Origin of the sequence: Agromyces sp. NPDC058136, from assembly GCF_042884375.1 — a bacterium.
Lineage (GTDB): Bacteria > Actinomycetota > Actinomycetes > Actinomycetales > Microbacteriaceae > Agromyces.
Window position 1 is genome coordinate 196428 of sequence record NZ_JBHVUA010000005.1, and the last position, 15798, is coordinate 212225.

The window sequence follows — 15798 nt, forward strand, 5'->3', positions numbered from 1 at the left end:
CCTAACGAGCGCCGATGGCCTAGCGTCGAGTCATGACGGCGACCCCGGTGCCCACCGACATCGAACGCATGCACGCCCTGCGGCGCATGAAACGGGTCGCGACGAGCCTGCTCGTCATCGCCGCCGCGGTCTTCGCGGTGTCGTTCGCCCTGCAGGACGACATCGCCTGGCTCGGCTACGTCCGCGCCGCAGCCGAAGGCGCGATGGTCGGTGCGATCGCCGACTGGTTCGCGGTGACGGCGCTGTTCCGCCACCCGCTCGGCATCCCCATCCCCCACACGGCGATCATCCCCCGCCGGAAGGACGAGATCGGGGCGAGCCTCGGCGCCTTCGTCGAGCACGAGTTCCTCTCCGACGAGGTGGTGCTCGGCAAGCTCCGCTCGGTCGGCCTCTCGCGCCGCGTCGGCGGGTGGCTCGCCGAGCCGGCCAACGCCGAACGGCTCACCGCCGAGGGCGCGGTCGCGGCACGCGGCATCCTCACCCTGCTCGGCGACGACGACGTCGAAGCCCTCATCGAGCGCCTCGCCCGCCGCCACCTCTTCGAGCCCGAGTGGGGGCCCGCGATCGGCCGCGTCGGCGGGCGGCTCGTCGCCGCGGACCAGCAGCGCGCCGCCGTCGACGCCGTGCTCGAGAAGGCCGAGGCGTGGCTCGCCGCCCACCCCGAGGCGTTCGGCCGCATGGTCTCCGACCGGCTCCCCCGCTGGCTGCCCGGCTTCGTCGACCGCGTCATCGACGACCGCGCCCACCGCGAGGTGCTCGCCTTCGTCCGCGCGGTCCGCGCCGACCGCGCCCACCCGCTGCGGCTCGCGATCGACCGGTACCTCGCCGAGCTCGCCGACGACCTGCAGCACGACCCCGCGATGATCGCCCGCGTCGAACGCCTCAAGGCCGACCTCCTCGAGAGCCCGCGCGTGCGCGAGTTCGCGGGCGAGACCTGGGCCGCGGTGAAGTCGACCCTCCTCGACGCGCTCGCCGACCCGGCGAGCGAGCTGCGCACGGGCCTTCGCTCGGCGGTCGTCGAGCTCGGCACCCGGCTCGCGACCGACGAGGCGCTCGCGGCGAAGGTCGACGCCTGGCTCACGGATGCCGCCGCCTACGTCGTGCGGAACTACCGGCACGAGATCGCCGGGGTCATCACCGAGACCGTCGAGCGGTGGGACCCTCGCGAGACCACCGAGAAGCTCGAGCTGCAGGTGGGGCGCGACCTGCAGTTCATCCGCATCAACGGCACCGTCGTCGGCGCGCTCGCCGGGCTCGCGATCTACTCGATCGCGACGGCGCTGCACGCGCTCGCGGGTTGACCTCCGGCGGCCCCCGAGCGCCTGACGAAGGAGGCCGCGTCTCGAGACCGATCTGGTCGCACGGTCTCGATCAGGGCAGACTTGTCGGCATGCACGAGCGAGCAGGCACCCCGGCGACCGAATCCGACCTCATCGACGTGGAGGCCCTCGTCAGGGCCTACTACGAGAAGAAGCCGGATGCCTCGGTGCCCGAGCAGCGCGTCGTGTTCGGAACCTCGGGCCACCGCGGGTCATCCCTCTCGACGAGCTTCAACGAGGACCACATCCTCGCGACGACGCAGGCGATCGTCGAGTACCGGGCCGCGCAGGGCATCACCGGGCCGCTCTTCATCGGCGCCGACACGCACGCCCTCAGCGCGCCCGCGCAGACGACGGCGCTCGACGTGCTCGTCGCCAACCGGGTGCGCGTGCTCGCCGACGAGTTCGACGACTACGTGCCGACGCCCGCGCTCTCGCACGCGATCCTGAAGTGGAACAACGACCCCGCCAAGCGCGCGGAGGGCGAGGCCGACGGCATCGTCATCACGCCCTCGCACAACCCGCCGCAGGACGGCGGCTTCAAGTACAACCCGCCGCACGGCGGGCCCGCCGACAGCGACGCGACCTCGTGGATCGCGGCGCGCGCGAACGAGCTCATCGCCGGCGGGCTGCGCGAGGTGCTGCAGGCCGAGCCGAGCGGGGTCGAGACCTACGACTTCCGCGGCGAGTACGTCGCCGACCTCGCGAACGTCATCGACTTCGACGCGATCCGCCGCTCGGGCATCCGCATCGGCGCCGACCCGCTCGGCGGGGCATCCGTCTCGTACTGGAGCGCGATCCGCGACGCCTACGACCTCGACCTCACCGTCGTCAACGAGCGCGTCGACCCGCGCTGGTCGTTCATGACGCTCGACTGGGACGGCAAGATCCGCATGGACCCGTCGAGCCGCAACGCGATGGCCTCGGTGGTCGCGCAGTCGGGCGCGTACGACATCCTCACGGGCAACGACGCCGACGCCGACCGGCACGGCATCGTCACCCCCGACGGCGGGCTCATGAACCCGAACCACTACCTCGCGGTCGCGATCGAGTACCTCTTCGCGCACCGCCCGGGCTGGCGCGCCGACGCGGCGATCGGCAAGACGCTCGTGTCGTCGTCGATGATCGACCGGGTCGCCGCCGCGCTCGGCCGACGCCTCTGGGAGGTGCCGGTCGGCTTCAAGTGGTTCGTGCCCGGACTCGTCGACGGCTCCGTCGGCTTCGGCGGGGAAGAGAGCGCGGGCGCGTCGTTCCTGCGCTTCGACGGCACCGTGTGGACGACCGACAAGGACGGCATCCTGCTGTGCCTCCTCGCCTCCGAGATCCGCGCGGTCACCGGCAAGTCGCCCTCGCAGCTGTACGCCGAACTCGTCGAACGGTTCGGCGACCCCGCGTACGAGCGGGTGGATGCCCCGGCGAACGCCGCGCAGAAGGCGGCCCTCGGCAAGCTCGACGGTGCCGCGATCGCGGCGACGGAGCTCGCGGGCGACCCCGTCACGGCGAAGCTGTCGGCCGCACCGGGCAACGGGGCGGCGATCGGCGGGGTGAAGGTCGAGACGGCCGACGCCTGGTTCGCGGCACGGCCGAGCGGAACCGAGGACGTCTACAAGATCTACGCCGAGTCGTTCAAGGGCGCGGAGCACCTGCGCCTCGTGCAGGCGCAGGCGAAGGACATCGTCGACGCGGCGCTCGGCGGCTGACACTCATCCGCTGGTTGAGGAGCGCCGACGCGGCGCTCGGCGGCTGACACCCACTCGCTGGTTGAGGAGCGCCGACGCGGAGCGGTGACGCGTCTCGAAACCGTGTGGGGCGTGGTGCGGTTTCGAGACGCGTCCGACTTCGTCGGGCGCTCCTCGGGATGGGATCAGCTGAGCGAGAAGTAGCTGACGCTGCCGCCGCCGTTCGCGAGCGCCTCGTCGACGTCCCAGTAGTCGGCGTCCTTCGTGTGGCCGCCGACCCAGATGCGGGTGCCGTTCGCGGTGTGCTCGACGCGGGTGACGACGGCGGTGTGGTCGCGGTCGCCCGAGCCGTCCCAGTCGAACTGGGCGATGTCGCCGACCTTCACGAGGCCGCGCTGCGAGTCGTCGAGCGCGGTCGCGAGGTCGGGGCGGGTGCTCAGCCAGTCGCGCATCGCGGTCGAGCTCGACCAGCTCGGCGACATGGCGCCGGTCGCGCGGTCGTAGTACCAGCCGGCGTCCATCGCCCAACCGCGGGCGATGAGCGACTGGCTCGTGAAGTTGGCGCAGTCGACGCCGCCGAGCACGGTGTACTCGGCGGTGTTGTAGTTGTTCCAGTGCGCGAGCACGTAGCCGAGCTGTGCGTCGATCGTGGGGTCGCTCGTGTAGGTGAGGGTGAGCGCGTCGAGCTCGGCGGTCGGTTCGACGGTCGTCTCGGAGAGGGCGACGCCCGTCGACGCGATCGAGGCGACGGGCTGCTCGACGGGCACCGGCTGCCCGGTGAGGTCGGTGAACGCGACCGCGACGCCGCCGAGCGCCGCGGCGTCGGTGGCGGGGACGGCGAAGGTGACGGCGCTCTCGTCGGCCGCGACGATCGTCGCGGGCATCCCGGCGACGCTCACCGCGCCGACCTGGTCGAGCGACTCGCCCGTGACGGTCACCTGCGTGCCGCCGGTGAACGGCGCCGAGGTCGTCGAGAGCTCGCTCGTGATGGTGGGGCCGTCGTCGACGGCGACATCCTTCGCGACGATCTGGTCGCCCGCGCCCGACGCGATCGCGTCGTGCGAGGCCTGCGCGAGGTCCGCGCTCGGCTTCGATCCGTCGTCCGCGGCCGCGGCGATCGCACCGAAGGCAGTCACCCCGATGATCGCGGTGGTGCAGGAGAGCGCCACGAGGCGGCGCGCGCCGCCGGAGGGGCGCCGGTTGCGCACGTGGTCGGCACGGTGGCGCGGCTGGTGCGGGGGCACGGCCGGTTCGTCGTCGGATGCCTCGGCGGTGGTGTGTGCGGTCGGCCGGGCGCTCGTGGCATCCGCATCGTCGAGCGACTCGAGCGACTCGAGCGACTCGACTGACTCGACCGACTCGGTCGCGACGGTGGGCGCCTCGGACACGGGCTTCGCCGCGCGGAATCCGCTGCGGCGGCGCACGGGGAGCGCCTCCACGGCTTCGGCGGCGTCGGCGACGAGCGCCGCGACCGCCTGGTCGGCGGACTCGGCGGCGGCCGTCTCCTCGGGCGTCGCGCCCTCGGCGAGGAGCGTCTCATCGAGCTTGCCGGGCGCGCGGAAGGTCGCACGGCGGCGTTCGGGCATGGGGGAAGGCAGGGTTTTACTGAGGCGTTTGAACACGAAAAGAAAGTTCCGGTCGGAATTGGGGGATGCACAACTTCATCACCCGTTTTTGTGAGGAACCCTCTTGATGTCTGGGAGAGCGGTGAGAGCGCGTTCTCGGGACGGACGCCGCGCCGGATTCGACGAACCGTCTCCAACTGTTCTAGTATTCATAGAACAGTTATCAAAGGAGCACGCATGTTGATCCGGGTCGATCCCGCGAGCGAGACACCGATCTTCGCCCAGGTCGCGGGCTCGGTGCGCGCCGACGCCGCAGCGGGCCGCCTGCGTCCGGGCGATCGCCTGCCCTCGGCCCGCGAGGTCGCCGGCGCCCTCGGCGTGAACCTGCACACCGTGCTGCGCGCCTACCAGCTGCTGCGCGACGAAGGGCTCGTCGACATGCGCCGCGGTCGCGGCGCCGTCGCCACCGACGCGGTCGAACCGCTCGCGCAGCTGCACCACGACATCGAGGCCCTCGTCGCCCGCGCGCGCACGCTCGGCCTCGCCCCCGACACCCTCGCCGCCCTCGTGAAGGAGACGTACCGATGACCCGGCCCGACCCCTCGACCCGCTCCGCCGAATTCCGCACCGCCCGGCAGCGCTACCTGCTCGTCGCCACGCTCGCGCCGGCCGTCGTCACCCTCGTCGGCGTCGTGCTCGCGCTCGCCTGGCTGCCCGAGGTGCCCGCGACCGTCGCCACGCACTGGAGCGGCGGCGGAACCCCCGACGGGTTCTCCCCCGCGTGGACGGTGCCGCTCGGCATCGCGGGCCTCGGCCTCGGCCTCGTCGCCCTGTTCACCGGCATCATGCTCGCCGGCACCCGCGACGGCCGCTGGGGCCCGATGCTGCGACTGCTCGGGGCGTTCTCGCTCGGCACGACCGTGCTGCTCGTCGTCGCGCTCACCTGGTCGCTCGGCATGCAGCGCGGGCTCGCCGACCCGGCCGATGCACCCGGCATGGGCGTGCCGCTCCTCGTCGGCGCCGGCCTCGGTGCGCTCGCCGGCGTCGCCGCGTGGTTCGTGCAGCCTCGCACGACGATCGCGGGACCGCACCGGAACGAGGCCGTCGCCCCCCTCGAACTCGCCCCCGGCGAGCGCGCCGTCTGGGTGCGCACGACCACGATGTCCCGCGCGGCGATGATCGCGATCGGGGCGGCCGTCGTCGCACTCGCGCTCGGCACCGTCGCGATGGCGCTCGCGGGCACGCCCATGTGGTGGGTGATGTTCGGCACCACCCTGCTCGTCGTCGTGCTCGCCGGCACGACCTTCGTGTTCCGCGTACGCGTCGACGCGCGCGGCCTCGAGGTGCGTTCGGCGCTCGGCGCCCCCTGGTTCAGGGTGCCGCTCGCCGAGGTGCGTCAGGTGTCGGTGACCGAGGTGAACCCGACGGCGGAGTTCGGCGGCTGGGGCGTGCGACTCGCGCCCGACGGCGCCTTCGGCATCGTGCTGCGGAGCGGCGAGGCGCTGCAGGTCGAGCGCGAGAACGGACGGCGCTTCGTCGTCACCGTGCGCGACGCGGCGACCGCGGCGGCCCTCCTCGAGGCGCTCAGCGAGCGGGTGCGCTCGGCTCGAGGCTGAGCCCGGCGCGGCTCGATCGCACCGCGGCCACCCCCGCGATGACGAGCGGAACCAGCACGAACACCGCCACGATGTTGACCGCGGCGAACCCGCCCCACCCGAGCAGGAACCCCGACATCGCCGCGGCGATCGCGGCGGCGAGGTTCATCGCAGCGTCGGTCGCTCCCTGCAGCGGCACGCGGATCGACGGGTCGACCGAGCGCGTCACGAGGGTCGACCCGCCGATGAGCCCGCACGACCAGCCGAGGCCGAGCAGGCCGAGCGCGAGCGGCACGAGCAGCATGTCGTCGGCCGGCGCGAGGATCCCGATGAGGGTCGCCGAGAGCAGGATCGCGACGCCGATGAAGATCACGCGCGGCGAGCCGATGCGGTCGGCGAGCCACCCGACGAGGGGGCTCGCGCCGTACATGCCGATGATGTGGATGCTGATCACCACGCCGACGAGCGTCAGCGAGAGCCCGTGGTGCGTCATGTGCACGGGCGTCATGACCATGACGCCGACCATGACGGTGTGCGAGCACACGATCGCGAGGATCGCGAAGAGCGCCCGCGGGCTGCGCACCGCGATCCGGAGTGCGTCCCATGAGCTCACCGAGGGCGGGGGCGCGGATGCCACGGCCGGGCCAGGCTCGGCGGCGACCGCGCCGCTCGTGTCGACGGCGTCCGTCGCCTCGGCCGGGCCGGCGTCCTCGCCGACCGCCGGGCCCTCCGCGTCGGCCGCCAACTGCCCGGCCTTCGGCAAGCGCAGCAGCGTCGCCACGAGCAGGGTCGACAGCCCGAACGCGACCCCCGAGAACACGAACGGACCGACGAGCGGCGGCAGCCCGAGCGCCTGCCCGACCTGGTTGCCGGCGTCGGCGAGCAGGGGGCCCGCGACCGAGCCGAGCGTCGTCGCCCAGAGCACGAGCGACATCGAGCGCGCCTCGAAGCCGGGCGCGGCGACCTCGGTCGCGGCGAAGCGGGCCTGGAGGCCCGCCGCGGCGCCGGCACCGAAGGCGGCGAGCCCGAGGAACACGAGCGGCACCCAGCCGCTCGCGGCCGCAGTGACGATGAGGATCGCGCCGACCATCGCGAGCGCGTAGCCCGTCGCGAGCGCGACGTGCCGCCCGCGGCGCACCGCGAGCCGGGCGAGCGGGATCGCGGTCAGCGCGGCGCCGAGCACGCTCGCGGACTGCGCGAGGCCGCCGAGCTGGTCGGCGCCGGTGAGCTCGCCGACGAGCAGGGCCGCGACGGCGATGCCGGACGCGACGCCGACGCCCGCGAGCAGCTGGTTGACGATGAGCACCGCGAGCGAGAGGCCGCGATGCGGCACGGCGTTCGCCCGCGGCATCCGGCTCATTGCGCGGCGCCGCCCGGAACGCCGAAGAACTCCTCGAGCGTGGTGACCCCGCGGTCGTGCATCTCGGTGGCGAGGTCGACGCCGACGTAGCGGAAGTGCCACGACTCGTGCGGGTACCCGGTGATCTCGACCTTGTCGGCGGGGTAGCGCAGGATGAAGCCGAAGCGGTACGCGTTCGCCCGCAGCCACTCGCCTTCCTCACTGTCATCCATGCACTCGAAGGTGCAGCCGCCCTCGGTGCCGATGTCCATCGCGAGGCCGGTCTGGTGCTCGGAGTGCCCCGGCGGCGCGGTCGACGGGTCGTCGCCGTCGCCGTAGAGCTCGACCTGCGTGTCGTAGTCGCGGTAGGCGCTGTTCGAGGCCAGGTAGTAGTCGGCCTCTTCGGCCGCGGCAGCGAACATCGCGACGACGGCGTCGGCGGCCTCCTGACGGAGCTCGGGCGCCCAGGTGTGCTCGACGGGCACCTCGACGAGGTCCTCGGGCACGTAGTCCTGCGGGTTCAGCGGGCGCACCTGGTTGACGACGACCCAGATGCTCGCGGGGTCGTCGAGCGAGTGGGCGGCCATGTCGAAGGTGTCGACGACGGCGGGCGCGGGGGGTGCTGCGGGTGCCGGGCGCGGGGTCGCGCTGCCGGACGCCTCGCCTCCGGTGCCGCCGCTCGCGCCGCCCCCGGCGCCGACGACCGCGCCGACGACGACGACGGCGATCGCGACGAGCGCCGCGATGAGCGAGAGGGCGATGGTCATGCGTCGGCGCTGCGTCGCCTCGTCGATGGGGGGCTGTTCAGACATCGCCCCCAGTGTACGAGGGAACCCTGAGCGTCGATCGGACACAACCGTGAGAGCGCTCTCTTGACATCCGTCGAAATCACTCGTAGAGTCACCTCCCGACAGCGTGAGAGCGCTCTCACGTTTATGTGAGAGAGCGCTCTCAGCCATGCATCGCAACACCTCCTGCACCACCTCCCCGCAACACACGACCACGCACACAAAGGAGTGACCGTGAAGCTCTCACGACGCACCCGCGGTGCCGTCGCCCTCGCCGGCGCGGCATCCATCGCCCTCCTCGCGACCGCCTGCTCCACCGGCGGCGACCAGGGCTCCGATGGCGAGGACATCACCCTCACCATCACCACCTTCGGCACCCAGGGGCTCGACGGCCTCTACGAGCAGTTCGAGGCCGACCACCCGGGCATCACCATCAAGGCCACCAACATCGACACGGGCGGCAACGCGCTCACCGACTGGCAGACCAAGCAGGCCGCCGGCGCCGGGCTGCCCGACGTGCAGGCCGTCGAAGAGGGCTGGCTCTCGAAGGTCATGCAGGTGAGCGACTCGTTCACCGACCTCCGCGACTACGGCGCCGACGACACCAGCGCCGAATGGGTCGACTGGAAGGTGAAGCAGGCCACCGACGCCGACGGCCGCATCATCGGCTACGGCACCGACATCGGCCCCGAGGGCCTCTGCTACAACGGCGCCCTCCTCGAGGCCGCAGGGCTGCCGAGCGACCGCGAAGGCGTCGCCGAGCTGTTCGGCGGCGAGGATGCCACGTGGGAGCAGTTCTTCGAGGTGGGCAAGCAGTACCACGCCGCCACCGGCAAGGCCTTCTACGACCAGTCGGGCTTCGTCTGGAACTCGATGGTGAACCAGCTCCCCGAGGGCTACTACACCGCCGACGGCGAGCTCAACGTCGACGGCAACGCCGAGCTCGAGGAGCGCTGGGCGCTGCTCGCGCAGGGCGCGGCCGACGGCCTCTCCTCGAACCAGACCCAGTGGGACTGGGGCGGGGGCAAGGCCTTCACCGACGGCTCCTTCGCGACCTTCGTCTGCCCGGGCTGGATGCTCGGCGTGGTCAAGGGCCAGGTCGAGGCCGGAGGCGGCGACGCCACCACCGGTTGGGACTTCGCCGACGTCTTCCCCGGCGGCGCGGCCAACTGGGGCGGCGCGTTCCTGACGGTGCCCACCACCTCGAAGCACCCGAAGGAGGCGGCCGAGCTCGCCGCGTTCCTCACGAGCGCGCAGTCGCAGGTCGCCTCGTTCCAGGCCGCCGGCGCCTTCCCCTCGAACCTCGAGGCGCAGGCCGACTCGGGCGTCACCGGTGAGAGCGAGCTCACGGCGTTCTTCAACGACGCGCCGATCGGCGAGATCCTCGGCTCGCGCGCCGAGGGCGTCGTCGCCCAGTACAAGGGCCCTGACGACTCGGTGATCCAGGAGCAGGTCTTCGGCCCCTCCATCCAGGAGCTCGACTCGGGCAAGGCCGACGGCCCGACCGCGTGGCAGCACGCGCTCGACCTGCTCGACGAGCTCGTCGAGCAGTAGCCGACCGGACGCAGTGACCGCGGGCCCTTCGGAGCGATCCGTTCCGAAGGGCCCGTCTCACGAGAGGAACCCCGCATGACCTCCACCATCACGCCGCCGAAGGAGGCGGCCCCGCCCGCACGGGCGGGACGCGGCATCCGCCCCCCGCGCGCCGATCTCACCCCGCGACAGCGACTGAACCGCTGGGACGTGAAGTACTCCCCCTACCTCTACGTCGCGCCCTTCTTCGTGCTCTTCGGGCTCATCGGGCTGTTCCCGCTCGTCTACACCTTCGTCGTCTCCCTCAACGACTGGAACCTGCTCACCGGCCCCGGCGAGTGGATCGGCCTCCAGAACTTCACCGACGAGCTCCAGTCGCCGCTGTTCTGGAACTCGCTGTTCAACACCTTCAGCATCTTCCTGCTCTCGGCGGTGCCGCAGCTCATCGCGGCCATCGTGATCGCGGCGGTGCTCGACCAGAACATCCGCTCCAAGACCTTCTGGCGACTCTCCGTCATCCTCCCGTACGTCGTCACGCCGGTCGCCGTCACCCTCATCTTCAGCAACGTCTTCGGCGAGAAGTACGGCCTCATCAACAACCTGCTCACGACCATCGGCGCCGACCCCGTCATGTGGAAGACCGAGACCCTGCCGAGCCACCTCGCCATTGCGACGATGGTCAACTGGCGGTGGACGGGCTACAACGCCCTCATCCTCCTCGCCGCGATGCAGGCCGTGCCGCGCGACGTGCACGAGGCCGCCGCGATCGACGGCGCCGGCGCGGTGCGCCGATTCTTCTCGGTGACCATCCCGAGCATCCGCCCGACGATCATCTTCGTCATCATCACCGCCACGATCGGCGGCCTGCAGATCTTCACCGAGCCGAAGCTGTTCAACGCGACGAGCTCGATCCCCGGCGGCCCCCAACGGCAGTACCAGACGACCGTGCTCTACCTGTGGGACCTCGCGTTCAACCGGCAGGACTTCGGCAGGGCCGCCGCCGTCGCCTGGATGCTGTTCCTCATCGTGGTCGCCGTCGGCCTCATCAATTTCTGGCTCTCGCGGCGCATCGCAGGGGTCGAGGCGCGCGTCGCGCGTCGCGGCGCACGAAGCACCCGCAGCACCCGCAGCGCCCGCAGCGCCCGCACCGCCCGCACCGCCCGCAAGGAGGCCAGCTCATGACCGCGACCAAGGCCGTCGTGACCGACGGAGGCCGGAACCGAGCCGATCGGGCCGCCCGCACCGCCGCCCGCCGCTCGGGCGGCCACGGCATCGAACGCCGCCCCGGCTGGCTCACCTACACGCTCCTCGCCGTGTTCCTCGTCGCCGGCGCCTACCCGCTCTACTGGTCGTTCATCATCGGCTCGAGCGACTCGAGCGCACTCACGAGCACCTGGCCGCCGCTCCTGCCGGGCGGGCAGTTCTGGACGAACGTGGCCGAGGTGTTCGACACCGTGCCGTTCTGGCTCGCGCTCGGCAACTCGATCATCGTCGCGAGCGTCATCACCGCCTCGGTCGTCGCCTTCTCGACGCTCGCGGGCTACGCGTTCGCGAAGCTCCGGTTCCGCGGCCGCGAGGGCCTCATGGTGTTCGTGATCGCGACGCTCGCGGTGCCGACGCAGCTCGGCATCATCCCGCTGTTCATGCTCATGAAGCAGTTCGGCTGGACGGGCACGCTCGGCGCGGTGATCGTGCCGACCCTCGTCACCGCGTTCGGCGTGTTCTTCATGCGCCAGTACCTCGTCGACGTCATCCCCGACGAGCTCATCGAGGCGGCCCGCGTCGACGGGGCGTCGATGATCAGCACCTTCTGGCACGTCGGCGTGCCGGCCGCGCGACCGGCGATGGCCATCCTCGGCCTCTTCACCTTCATGACGGCATGGACGGACTACCTCTGGCCCCTCCTCGTCGCCCCGCAGAACCCGACCCTGCAGGTCGCCCTCAGCCAGCTGCAGTCGGCCCGCTACGTCGACTACTCGGTGGTGCTCGCGGGCGCGGTGCTCGCGACCCTGCCGCTGCTGATCCTGTTCGTCATCGCCGGAAAACAGCTGATCTCGGGGATCATGGCAGGAGCAGTGAAGGGATGACCGTCGAACTTGGAGAGGAACTCCGAATGACCGAGATGACGGATGCCACGGGCCGCCGGTTCCCCGACGGGTTCCTGTTCGGCGCGGCGACGGCCGCCTACCAGATCGAGGGGGCCGCGTTCGAGGACGGGCGCCGCGCCTCCATCTGGGATGCCTTCACGCGCGTCCCCGGCGCGGTGATCGGCGCCGAGAACGGCGACGTCGCCTGCGACCACTACCACCGCATGCCGCAGGACGTGGCGCTCATGCGCGAGCTCGGCCTGCAGACCTACCGCTTCTCGACCTCGTGGGCGCGGGTGCGCCCCGACGGCGGCGCGGTGAACCCGGCGGGCGTCGACTTCTACTCGCGCCTCGTCGACGAACTGCTCGACGCCGGCATCAAGCCGTGGCTGACGCTCTACCACTGGGACCTGCCGCAGGCCCTCGAGGAGCTCGGCGGCTGGACTGCGCGCGACACGAGCGAGCGCTTCACCGAGTACGCGCTGTCGCTGCACGACGTGCTCGGCGACCGGGTCACGACGTGGACGACCCTCAACGAGCCGTGGTGCGCTTCGTTCCTCTCGTACACGGGCGGCGAGCACGCCCCAGGCCACCAGAGCGTCGCCGAGGGGCTCCTCGCCGCGCACCACCTGCTGCTCGGCCACGGGCAGACCGTGCGCGAACTGCGGGCGCGCGACGCCTCGCTCGACCTCGGCCTCACCCTGAACCACACCGTCGCCGACCCGGCCGACCCGCAGAACCCGGCCGACGTCGATGCGGCCAGACGCCTCGACGGGCAGTTCAACCGCTGGTTCCTCGACCCGGTGTTCCGGGGCTCGTACCCGGCGGACATCATCGAGGACGTTCGCGCCGTCGACGCGGCCGCCGTCGAGCGCTTCGAGGCGGCCGTGCAGGAGGGCGACCTCGACGTGATCGCCACCCCGATCGACACCCTCGGCGTGAACTACTACCACGGCGACCTCGTCTCGGCGGAGCCGCCCGCGACGCCGCCGGTGTCGGGCGCCCCCGCGAACGCGCGCCCGACGCGCAGCCCCTATCCCGCGCCCGACGGCCTGCACTCGGTCGAGCGGGGCCTCCCCCGAACGGCGCAGAACTGGGAGGTGCAGCCCGAGGGACTCACCCGCCTGCTCCAGCGCATCTGGAACGACTACGCGGCGGCGGCCGGCACGGTGCTCGCCGTGACCGAGAACGGCGCCGCGTACGACGATGCCGTGACGGTCGTCGACGCAGCGGGCGGCGGCGGTGTCCGCATCGACGACGCCGACCGGGCCGAGTTCCTGCGCGCCCACCTCGCGGCGACGCTCGACGCGGCCGACGCCGGCGTCGACGTGCGCGGCTTCTTCTACTGGTCGCTGCTCGACAACTTCGAGTGGGCCTGGGGCTACGACAAGCGCTTCGGCATCGTGCACGTCGACTACGACACGCAGGTCCGCACGGTGAAGACGAGCGGGCACGAGTACGCGCGGATCATCCGCGACCGGGCGCTGTGACCGTCGGTCGAGGAGCGCGAAGCGCGTATCGCGACCACGTGCCGGCTGCGCGACGCGACCTAGACTGACGACATGGCGAAGGATGCCGCGGGGTCGCTCCCGACCCTCGAGATGGTGGCCCGCGTGGCCGGGGTGTCGCGCGCGACCGTCAGCCGCGTGGTGAACGGTTCGCCGAAGGTCAGCCCCGACATCGTGGAGGCGGTGAACGCGGCCGTCGCCGAGCTGCGCTACGTGCCGAACCGCGCCGCCCGCTCGCTCGCGCGCCGATCGTCGAATGCGATCGCGCTCGTCGTGCCCGAGGACGTGACCTGGTTCTTCAGCGACCCGTACTTCGCGACGATCGTGAAGGGCATCACGAGCCGGGTCGACGACAGCGAGTTCGTGCTGAACCTGCTGGTCGCGTCGAACGACCCGCACCACAAGACGCTGCGGTACCTGAACTCGGGCGTCGTCGACGGCGCGATCGTCATCTCGCACCACGTCGGCGACGCGATCCTCGCCGACACCCGGCCGGCGGTGCCGCTCGTCTTCGGCGGCCGGCCGGCGCTCGAGTCGGGGCCCGACGACTACTTCGTCGACGTCGACAACCGGGCCGCCGCGGCAGCCGGAACCCGCTACCTCATCGAGCGGGGGCACCGCCGGATCGGCTCGATCACCGGTCCCGTCGATATGCCCGCCGGCATCGACCGCCTCGACGGCTACCTCGACGCGGTGCGCGGTGCCGGGCTCGGCGACGAGCTGTTCGAGACGGCCGACTTCACCGCGGCCGGGGCGGCGCTCGCCGCCCGGCGCCTCCTCGACCGGGTCGGTGCGGGGCCCGACGGAGCGCTCGAGCTCGACGCCCTGTTCGTCGCGAGCGACCTCATGGCGACCGGCGTCATCACCGAGCTGCGCGAGCGGGGCCTCCGGGTGCCCGACGACATCGCGGTCGTCGGTTTCGACGACAGCCCCGCAGCGCTGGCCGGGCCGGTGCCGTTGACGACGGTGGCGCAGCCCTCCGAGGCGGCGGGCGCGGCCATGGCCGACGTGCTGCTGCGGCTCATCGCGGGCGACGACGAGGTGCCGCGGGCGACGATCCTGCCGACCGAGCTCGTGGTCCGCGAGTCGGCTTAGCCTCAGTCCGCCGCGGCGAGCGGCCCTTCCGAGAACTCCACCCCCGCGACCTCCGCGAAGCGTCCGCGCATGACGGCGATCGCGTCGGGGTGCTCGTCGACGAGCACGAAGCGGCGCCCGAGGGTCGCGGCGACGGCGCCGGTCGTGCCCGAGCCGGCGAAGAAGTCGAGCACCCAGTCGCCCTCGCGGGTGGAGGCCTGCACGATGCGACGCAGGATCCCCTCGGGTTTCTGGGTCGGGTAGCCGGTCTTCTCACGGCCGGTCGGCGAGACGATCGTGTGCCACCAGACGTCGGTCGGCAGCTTGCCGAGCTCGGCCTTCTCGGGCGTGACGAGCCCGGGCGCCATGTACGGCTCGCGGTCGACGGCGCTCGAGTCGAACCAGTACGCGTCGGGGTTCTTCACGTACACGAGGATCGTGTCGTGCTTCGTCGGCCAGCGCCGCTTCGACTTCGCCCCGTAGTCGTACGCCCAGATCAGTTCGTTGAGGAAGCACTCGCGCCCGAACAACGCGTCGAGCAGCACCTTCGCGTAGTGCGCCTCGCGGTAGTCGAGGTGCAGGTAGAGGGTGCCGTCGTCGGCGAGCAGCCGCCAGGCCTCGACGAGGCGCGGTTCGAGGAACGCCCAGTAGTCGTCGAAGCGGTCGTCGTAGCGCAGCAGGTCGCCGCGGATGCGTTCGTACCGTTTGCCCGCGAAGCCGGTGATCGCGGTACCGCGGGCGTTCGCTGCACCCGGCTCGGGCCCCGGGCCATCCGGCTGCTTCTGCCAGACGTGCCGCAGCGACTGCCGGGTCTGCACCCGACCCGTGTTGAAGGGCGGATCGAGGTAGATGAGGGTGAAGTGCCCGTCGGGCAGGGTCGGCAGCACGGCGAGGTTGTCCGCATGGATGATGCGGTCGGGTTCGTCGGGCGCCACCGCTCCAGTCTGCCAGTGGGTGCCGTCAACGTCAGACGTCGAGGCGGATGGAGCCCTTGAATCGGTCGGCGCGCGCCGCAGGCGCCCCCGCGGCATCCGCATCGTCGTCGTCGGCGGCGAACGCGATGCCCTTGTCACCGTCGGGCGTCGGAGCCGGCGTGGGCAGTCGCTTCTGCCGCTCCATCTCGACCTGGGCCTCGTACTTGCGCGGTGCGAAGACCTCGTCGCCGATCATCATGACGGCGCTGCCCGAGGGCCGGCCCTTCTTCGTCTTGTCCGAGAGGTCGACCCAACCCTGCCGCACGGCGATGCCGAGCACGGCGACGGCGACGAGCGCGCCGATGAGCCAGATCCACCAATCCACCCGGCGAGTCTA

General features: G+C 71.8%; 14 protein-coding genes. 9 read left to right on the top strand and 5 right to left on the bottom strand.

From position 1 onward, the window contains the following. Positions 1-32: 32 nt before the first annotated feature. Together ACFVTX_RS15090 and pgm are read left to right on the top strand one after the other, a co-directional pair. Complete coding sequence (locus ACFVTX_RS15090) at positions 33-1301, top strand: DUF445 domain-containing protein (RefSeq protein ID WP_386901482.1); 1269 nt, start codon at positions 33-35, stop codon at positions 1299-1301. An 89-nt stretch (positions 1302-1390) separates the two neighbouring features. Beyond that, positions 1391-3019, top strand: coding sequence for a phosphoglucomutase (alpha-D-glucose-1,6-bisphosphate-dependent) (pgm, locus tag ACFVTX_RS15095; protein WP_386901484.1), 1629 nt, complete (start codon positions 1391-1393; stop codon positions 3017-3019). A 164-nt stretch (positions 3020-3183) separates the two neighbouring features. Here pgm and ACFVTX_RS15100 read toward each other — a convergent pair whose 3' ends face one another. Beyond that, a complete protein-coding gene (locus ACFVTX_RS15100) occupies positions 3184-4584 on the bottom strand; it encodes an amidase domain-containing protein (RefSeq protein WP_386901486.1) in 1401 nt (466 codons plus the stop codon). Between the two features lie 216 nt (positions 4585-4800). Between ACFVTX_RS15100 and ACFVTX_RS15105 the strand changes: the two genes are divergently transcribed. Beyond that, the gene (locus ACFVTX_RS15105) at positions 4801-5151 is read left to right on the top strand and encodes a GntR family transcriptional regulator (RefSeq protein ID WP_386901488.1); all 351 of its coding nucleotides are present in this window, start codon (positions 4801-4803) and stop codon (positions 5149-5151) included. Beyond that, a complete protein-coding gene (locus ACFVTX_RS15110) occupies positions 5148-6179 on the top strand; it encodes a DUF1648 domain-containing protein (RefSeq protein WP_386901490.1) in 1032 nt (343 codons plus the stop codon). The genes ACFVTX_RS15105 and ACFVTX_RS15110 overlap by 4 nt, the downstream gene beginning before the upstream one ends. On the opposite strand, the gene ACFVTX_RS15115 is transcribed toward ACFVTX_RS15110, so the two are convergent. After that, the gene (locus tag ACFVTX_RS15115; RefSeq protein WP_386901492.1) at positions 6148-7509 is read right to left on the bottom strand and encodes an MFS transporter; all 1362 of its coding nucleotides are present in this window, start codon (positions 7507-7509) and stop codon (positions 6148-6150) included. The genes ACFVTX_RS15110 and ACFVTX_RS15115 overlap by 32 nt on opposite strands. 5 nt (positions 7510-7514) lie before the next feature. Further along, a complete protein-coding gene (locus tag ACFVTX_RS15120) occupies positions 7515-8309 on the bottom strand; it encodes a M15 family metallopeptidase (protein ID WP_386901494.1) in 795 nt (264 codons plus the stop codon). Positions 8310-8519: 210 nt separating this feature from the next. Here ACFVTX_RS15120 and ACFVTX_RS15125 point away from each other — a divergent pair, with 210 nt between their 5' ends. From ACFVTX_RS15125 to ACFVTX_RS15145, 5 genes are all read left to right on the top strand, one after another. Further along, positions 8520-9839: an extracellular solute-binding protein gene (locus tag ACFVTX_RS15125; RefSeq protein ID WP_386901495.1), complete on the top strand. Its 1320-nt coding sequence runs from the start codon at positions 8520-8522 to the stop codon at positions 9837-9839. A 75-nt stretch (positions 9840-9914) separates the two neighbouring features. Further along, positions 9915-11000, top strand: a complete 1086-nt coding sequence (locus ACFVTX_RS15130; RefSeq protein WP_386901497.1) for a carbohydrate ABC transporter permease — start codon at positions 9915-9917, stop codon at positions 10998-11000. Continuing rightward, on the top strand, positions 10997-11905 hold the full coding sequence (locus ACFVTX_RS15135; RefSeq protein WP_386901498.1) for a carbohydrate ABC transporter permease: 909 nt from the start codon (positions 10997-10999) through the stop codon (positions 11903-11905). Before ACFVTX_RS15130 ends, ACFVTX_RS15135 begins: the two co-directional genes overlap by 4 nt. A 26-nt stretch (positions 11906-11931) precedes the next feature. After that, the gene (locus tag ACFVTX_RS15140) at positions 11932-13395 is read left to right on the top strand and encodes a GH1 family beta-glucosidase (protein ID WP_386901499.1); all 1464 of its coding nucleotides are present in this window, start codon (positions 11932-11934) and stop codon (positions 13393-13395) included. A gap of 72 nt (positions 13396-13467) precedes the next feature. Next, positions 13468-14508 carry a LacI family DNA-binding transcriptional regulator gene (locus ACFVTX_RS15145; RefSeq protein ID WP_386901501.1) on the top strand — a complete coding sequence of 347 codons (1041 nt, stop codon included), beginning with the start codon at positions 13468-13470 and terminating at the stop codon, positions 14506-14508. Positions 14509-14510: 2 nt separating this feature from the next. Here the strand turns inward: ACFVTX_RS15145 and ACFVTX_RS15150 are convergent, their stop codons facing one another. Both ACFVTX_RS15150 and ACFVTX_RS15155 read right to left on the bottom strand, forming a co-directional pair. After that, a complete protein-coding gene (locus ACFVTX_RS15150) occupies positions 14511-15422 on the bottom strand; it encodes a DNA-methyltransferase (RefSeq protein WP_386901503.1) in 912 nt (303 codons plus the stop codon). 31 nt (positions 15423-15453) lie between these two features. Then, entirely contained in the window at positions 15454-15786 is a 333-nt protein-coding gene (locus ACFVTX_RS15155; RefSeq protein ID WP_386901505.1) for a hypothetical protein, read from the bottom strand. Positions 15787-15798 lie beyond the last annotated feature (12 nt).

Bases quoted from the DNA above. Each gene is read 5' to 3' on its own strand.
- ACFVTX_RS15090 (WP_386901482.1), top strand. From the start codon at position 33: ATGACGGCGACCCCGGTGCCCACCGACATCGAACGCATGCACGCCCTG.
- pgm (WP_386901484.1), top strand. From the start codon at position 1,391: ATGCACGAGCGAGCAGGCACCCCGGCGACCGAATCCGACCTCATCGAC.
- ACFVTX_RS15100 (WP_386901486.1), bottom strand. From the start codon at position 4,584: ATGCCCGAACGCCGCCGTGCGACCTTCCGCGCGCCCGGCAAGCTCGAT.
- ACFVTX_RS15105 (WP_386901488.1), top strand. From the start codon at position 4,801: ATGTTGATCCGGGTCGATCCCGCGAGCGAGACACCGATCTTCGCCCAG.
- ACFVTX_RS15110 (WP_386901490.1), top strand. From the start codon at position 5,148: ATGACCCGGCCCGACCCCTCGACCCGCTCCGCCGAATTCCGCACCGCC.
- ACFVTX_RS15115 (WP_386901492.1), bottom strand. From the start codon at position 7,509: ATGCCGCGGGCGAACGCCGTGCCGCATCGCGGCCTCTCGCTCGCGGTG.
- ACFVTX_RS15120 (WP_386901494.1), bottom strand. From the start codon at position 8,309: ATGTCTGAACAGCCCCCCATCGACGAGGCGACGCAGCGCCGACGCATG.
- ACFVTX_RS15130 (WP_386901497.1), top strand. From the start codon at position 9,915: ATGACCTCCACCATCACGCCGCCGAAGGAGGCGGCCCCGCCCGCACGG.
- ACFVTX_RS15135 (WP_386901498.1), top strand. From the start codon at position 10,997: ATGACCGCGACCAAGGCCGTCGTGACCGACGGAGGCCGGAACCGAGCC.
- ACFVTX_RS15140 (WP_386901499.1), top strand. From the start codon at position 11,932: ATGACCGAGATGACGGATGCCACGGGCCGCCGGTTCCCCGACGGGTTC.
- ACFVTX_RS15145 (WP_386901501.1), top strand. From the start codon at position 13,468: ATGGCGAAGGATGCCGCGGGGTCGCTCCCGACCCTCGAGATGGTGGCC.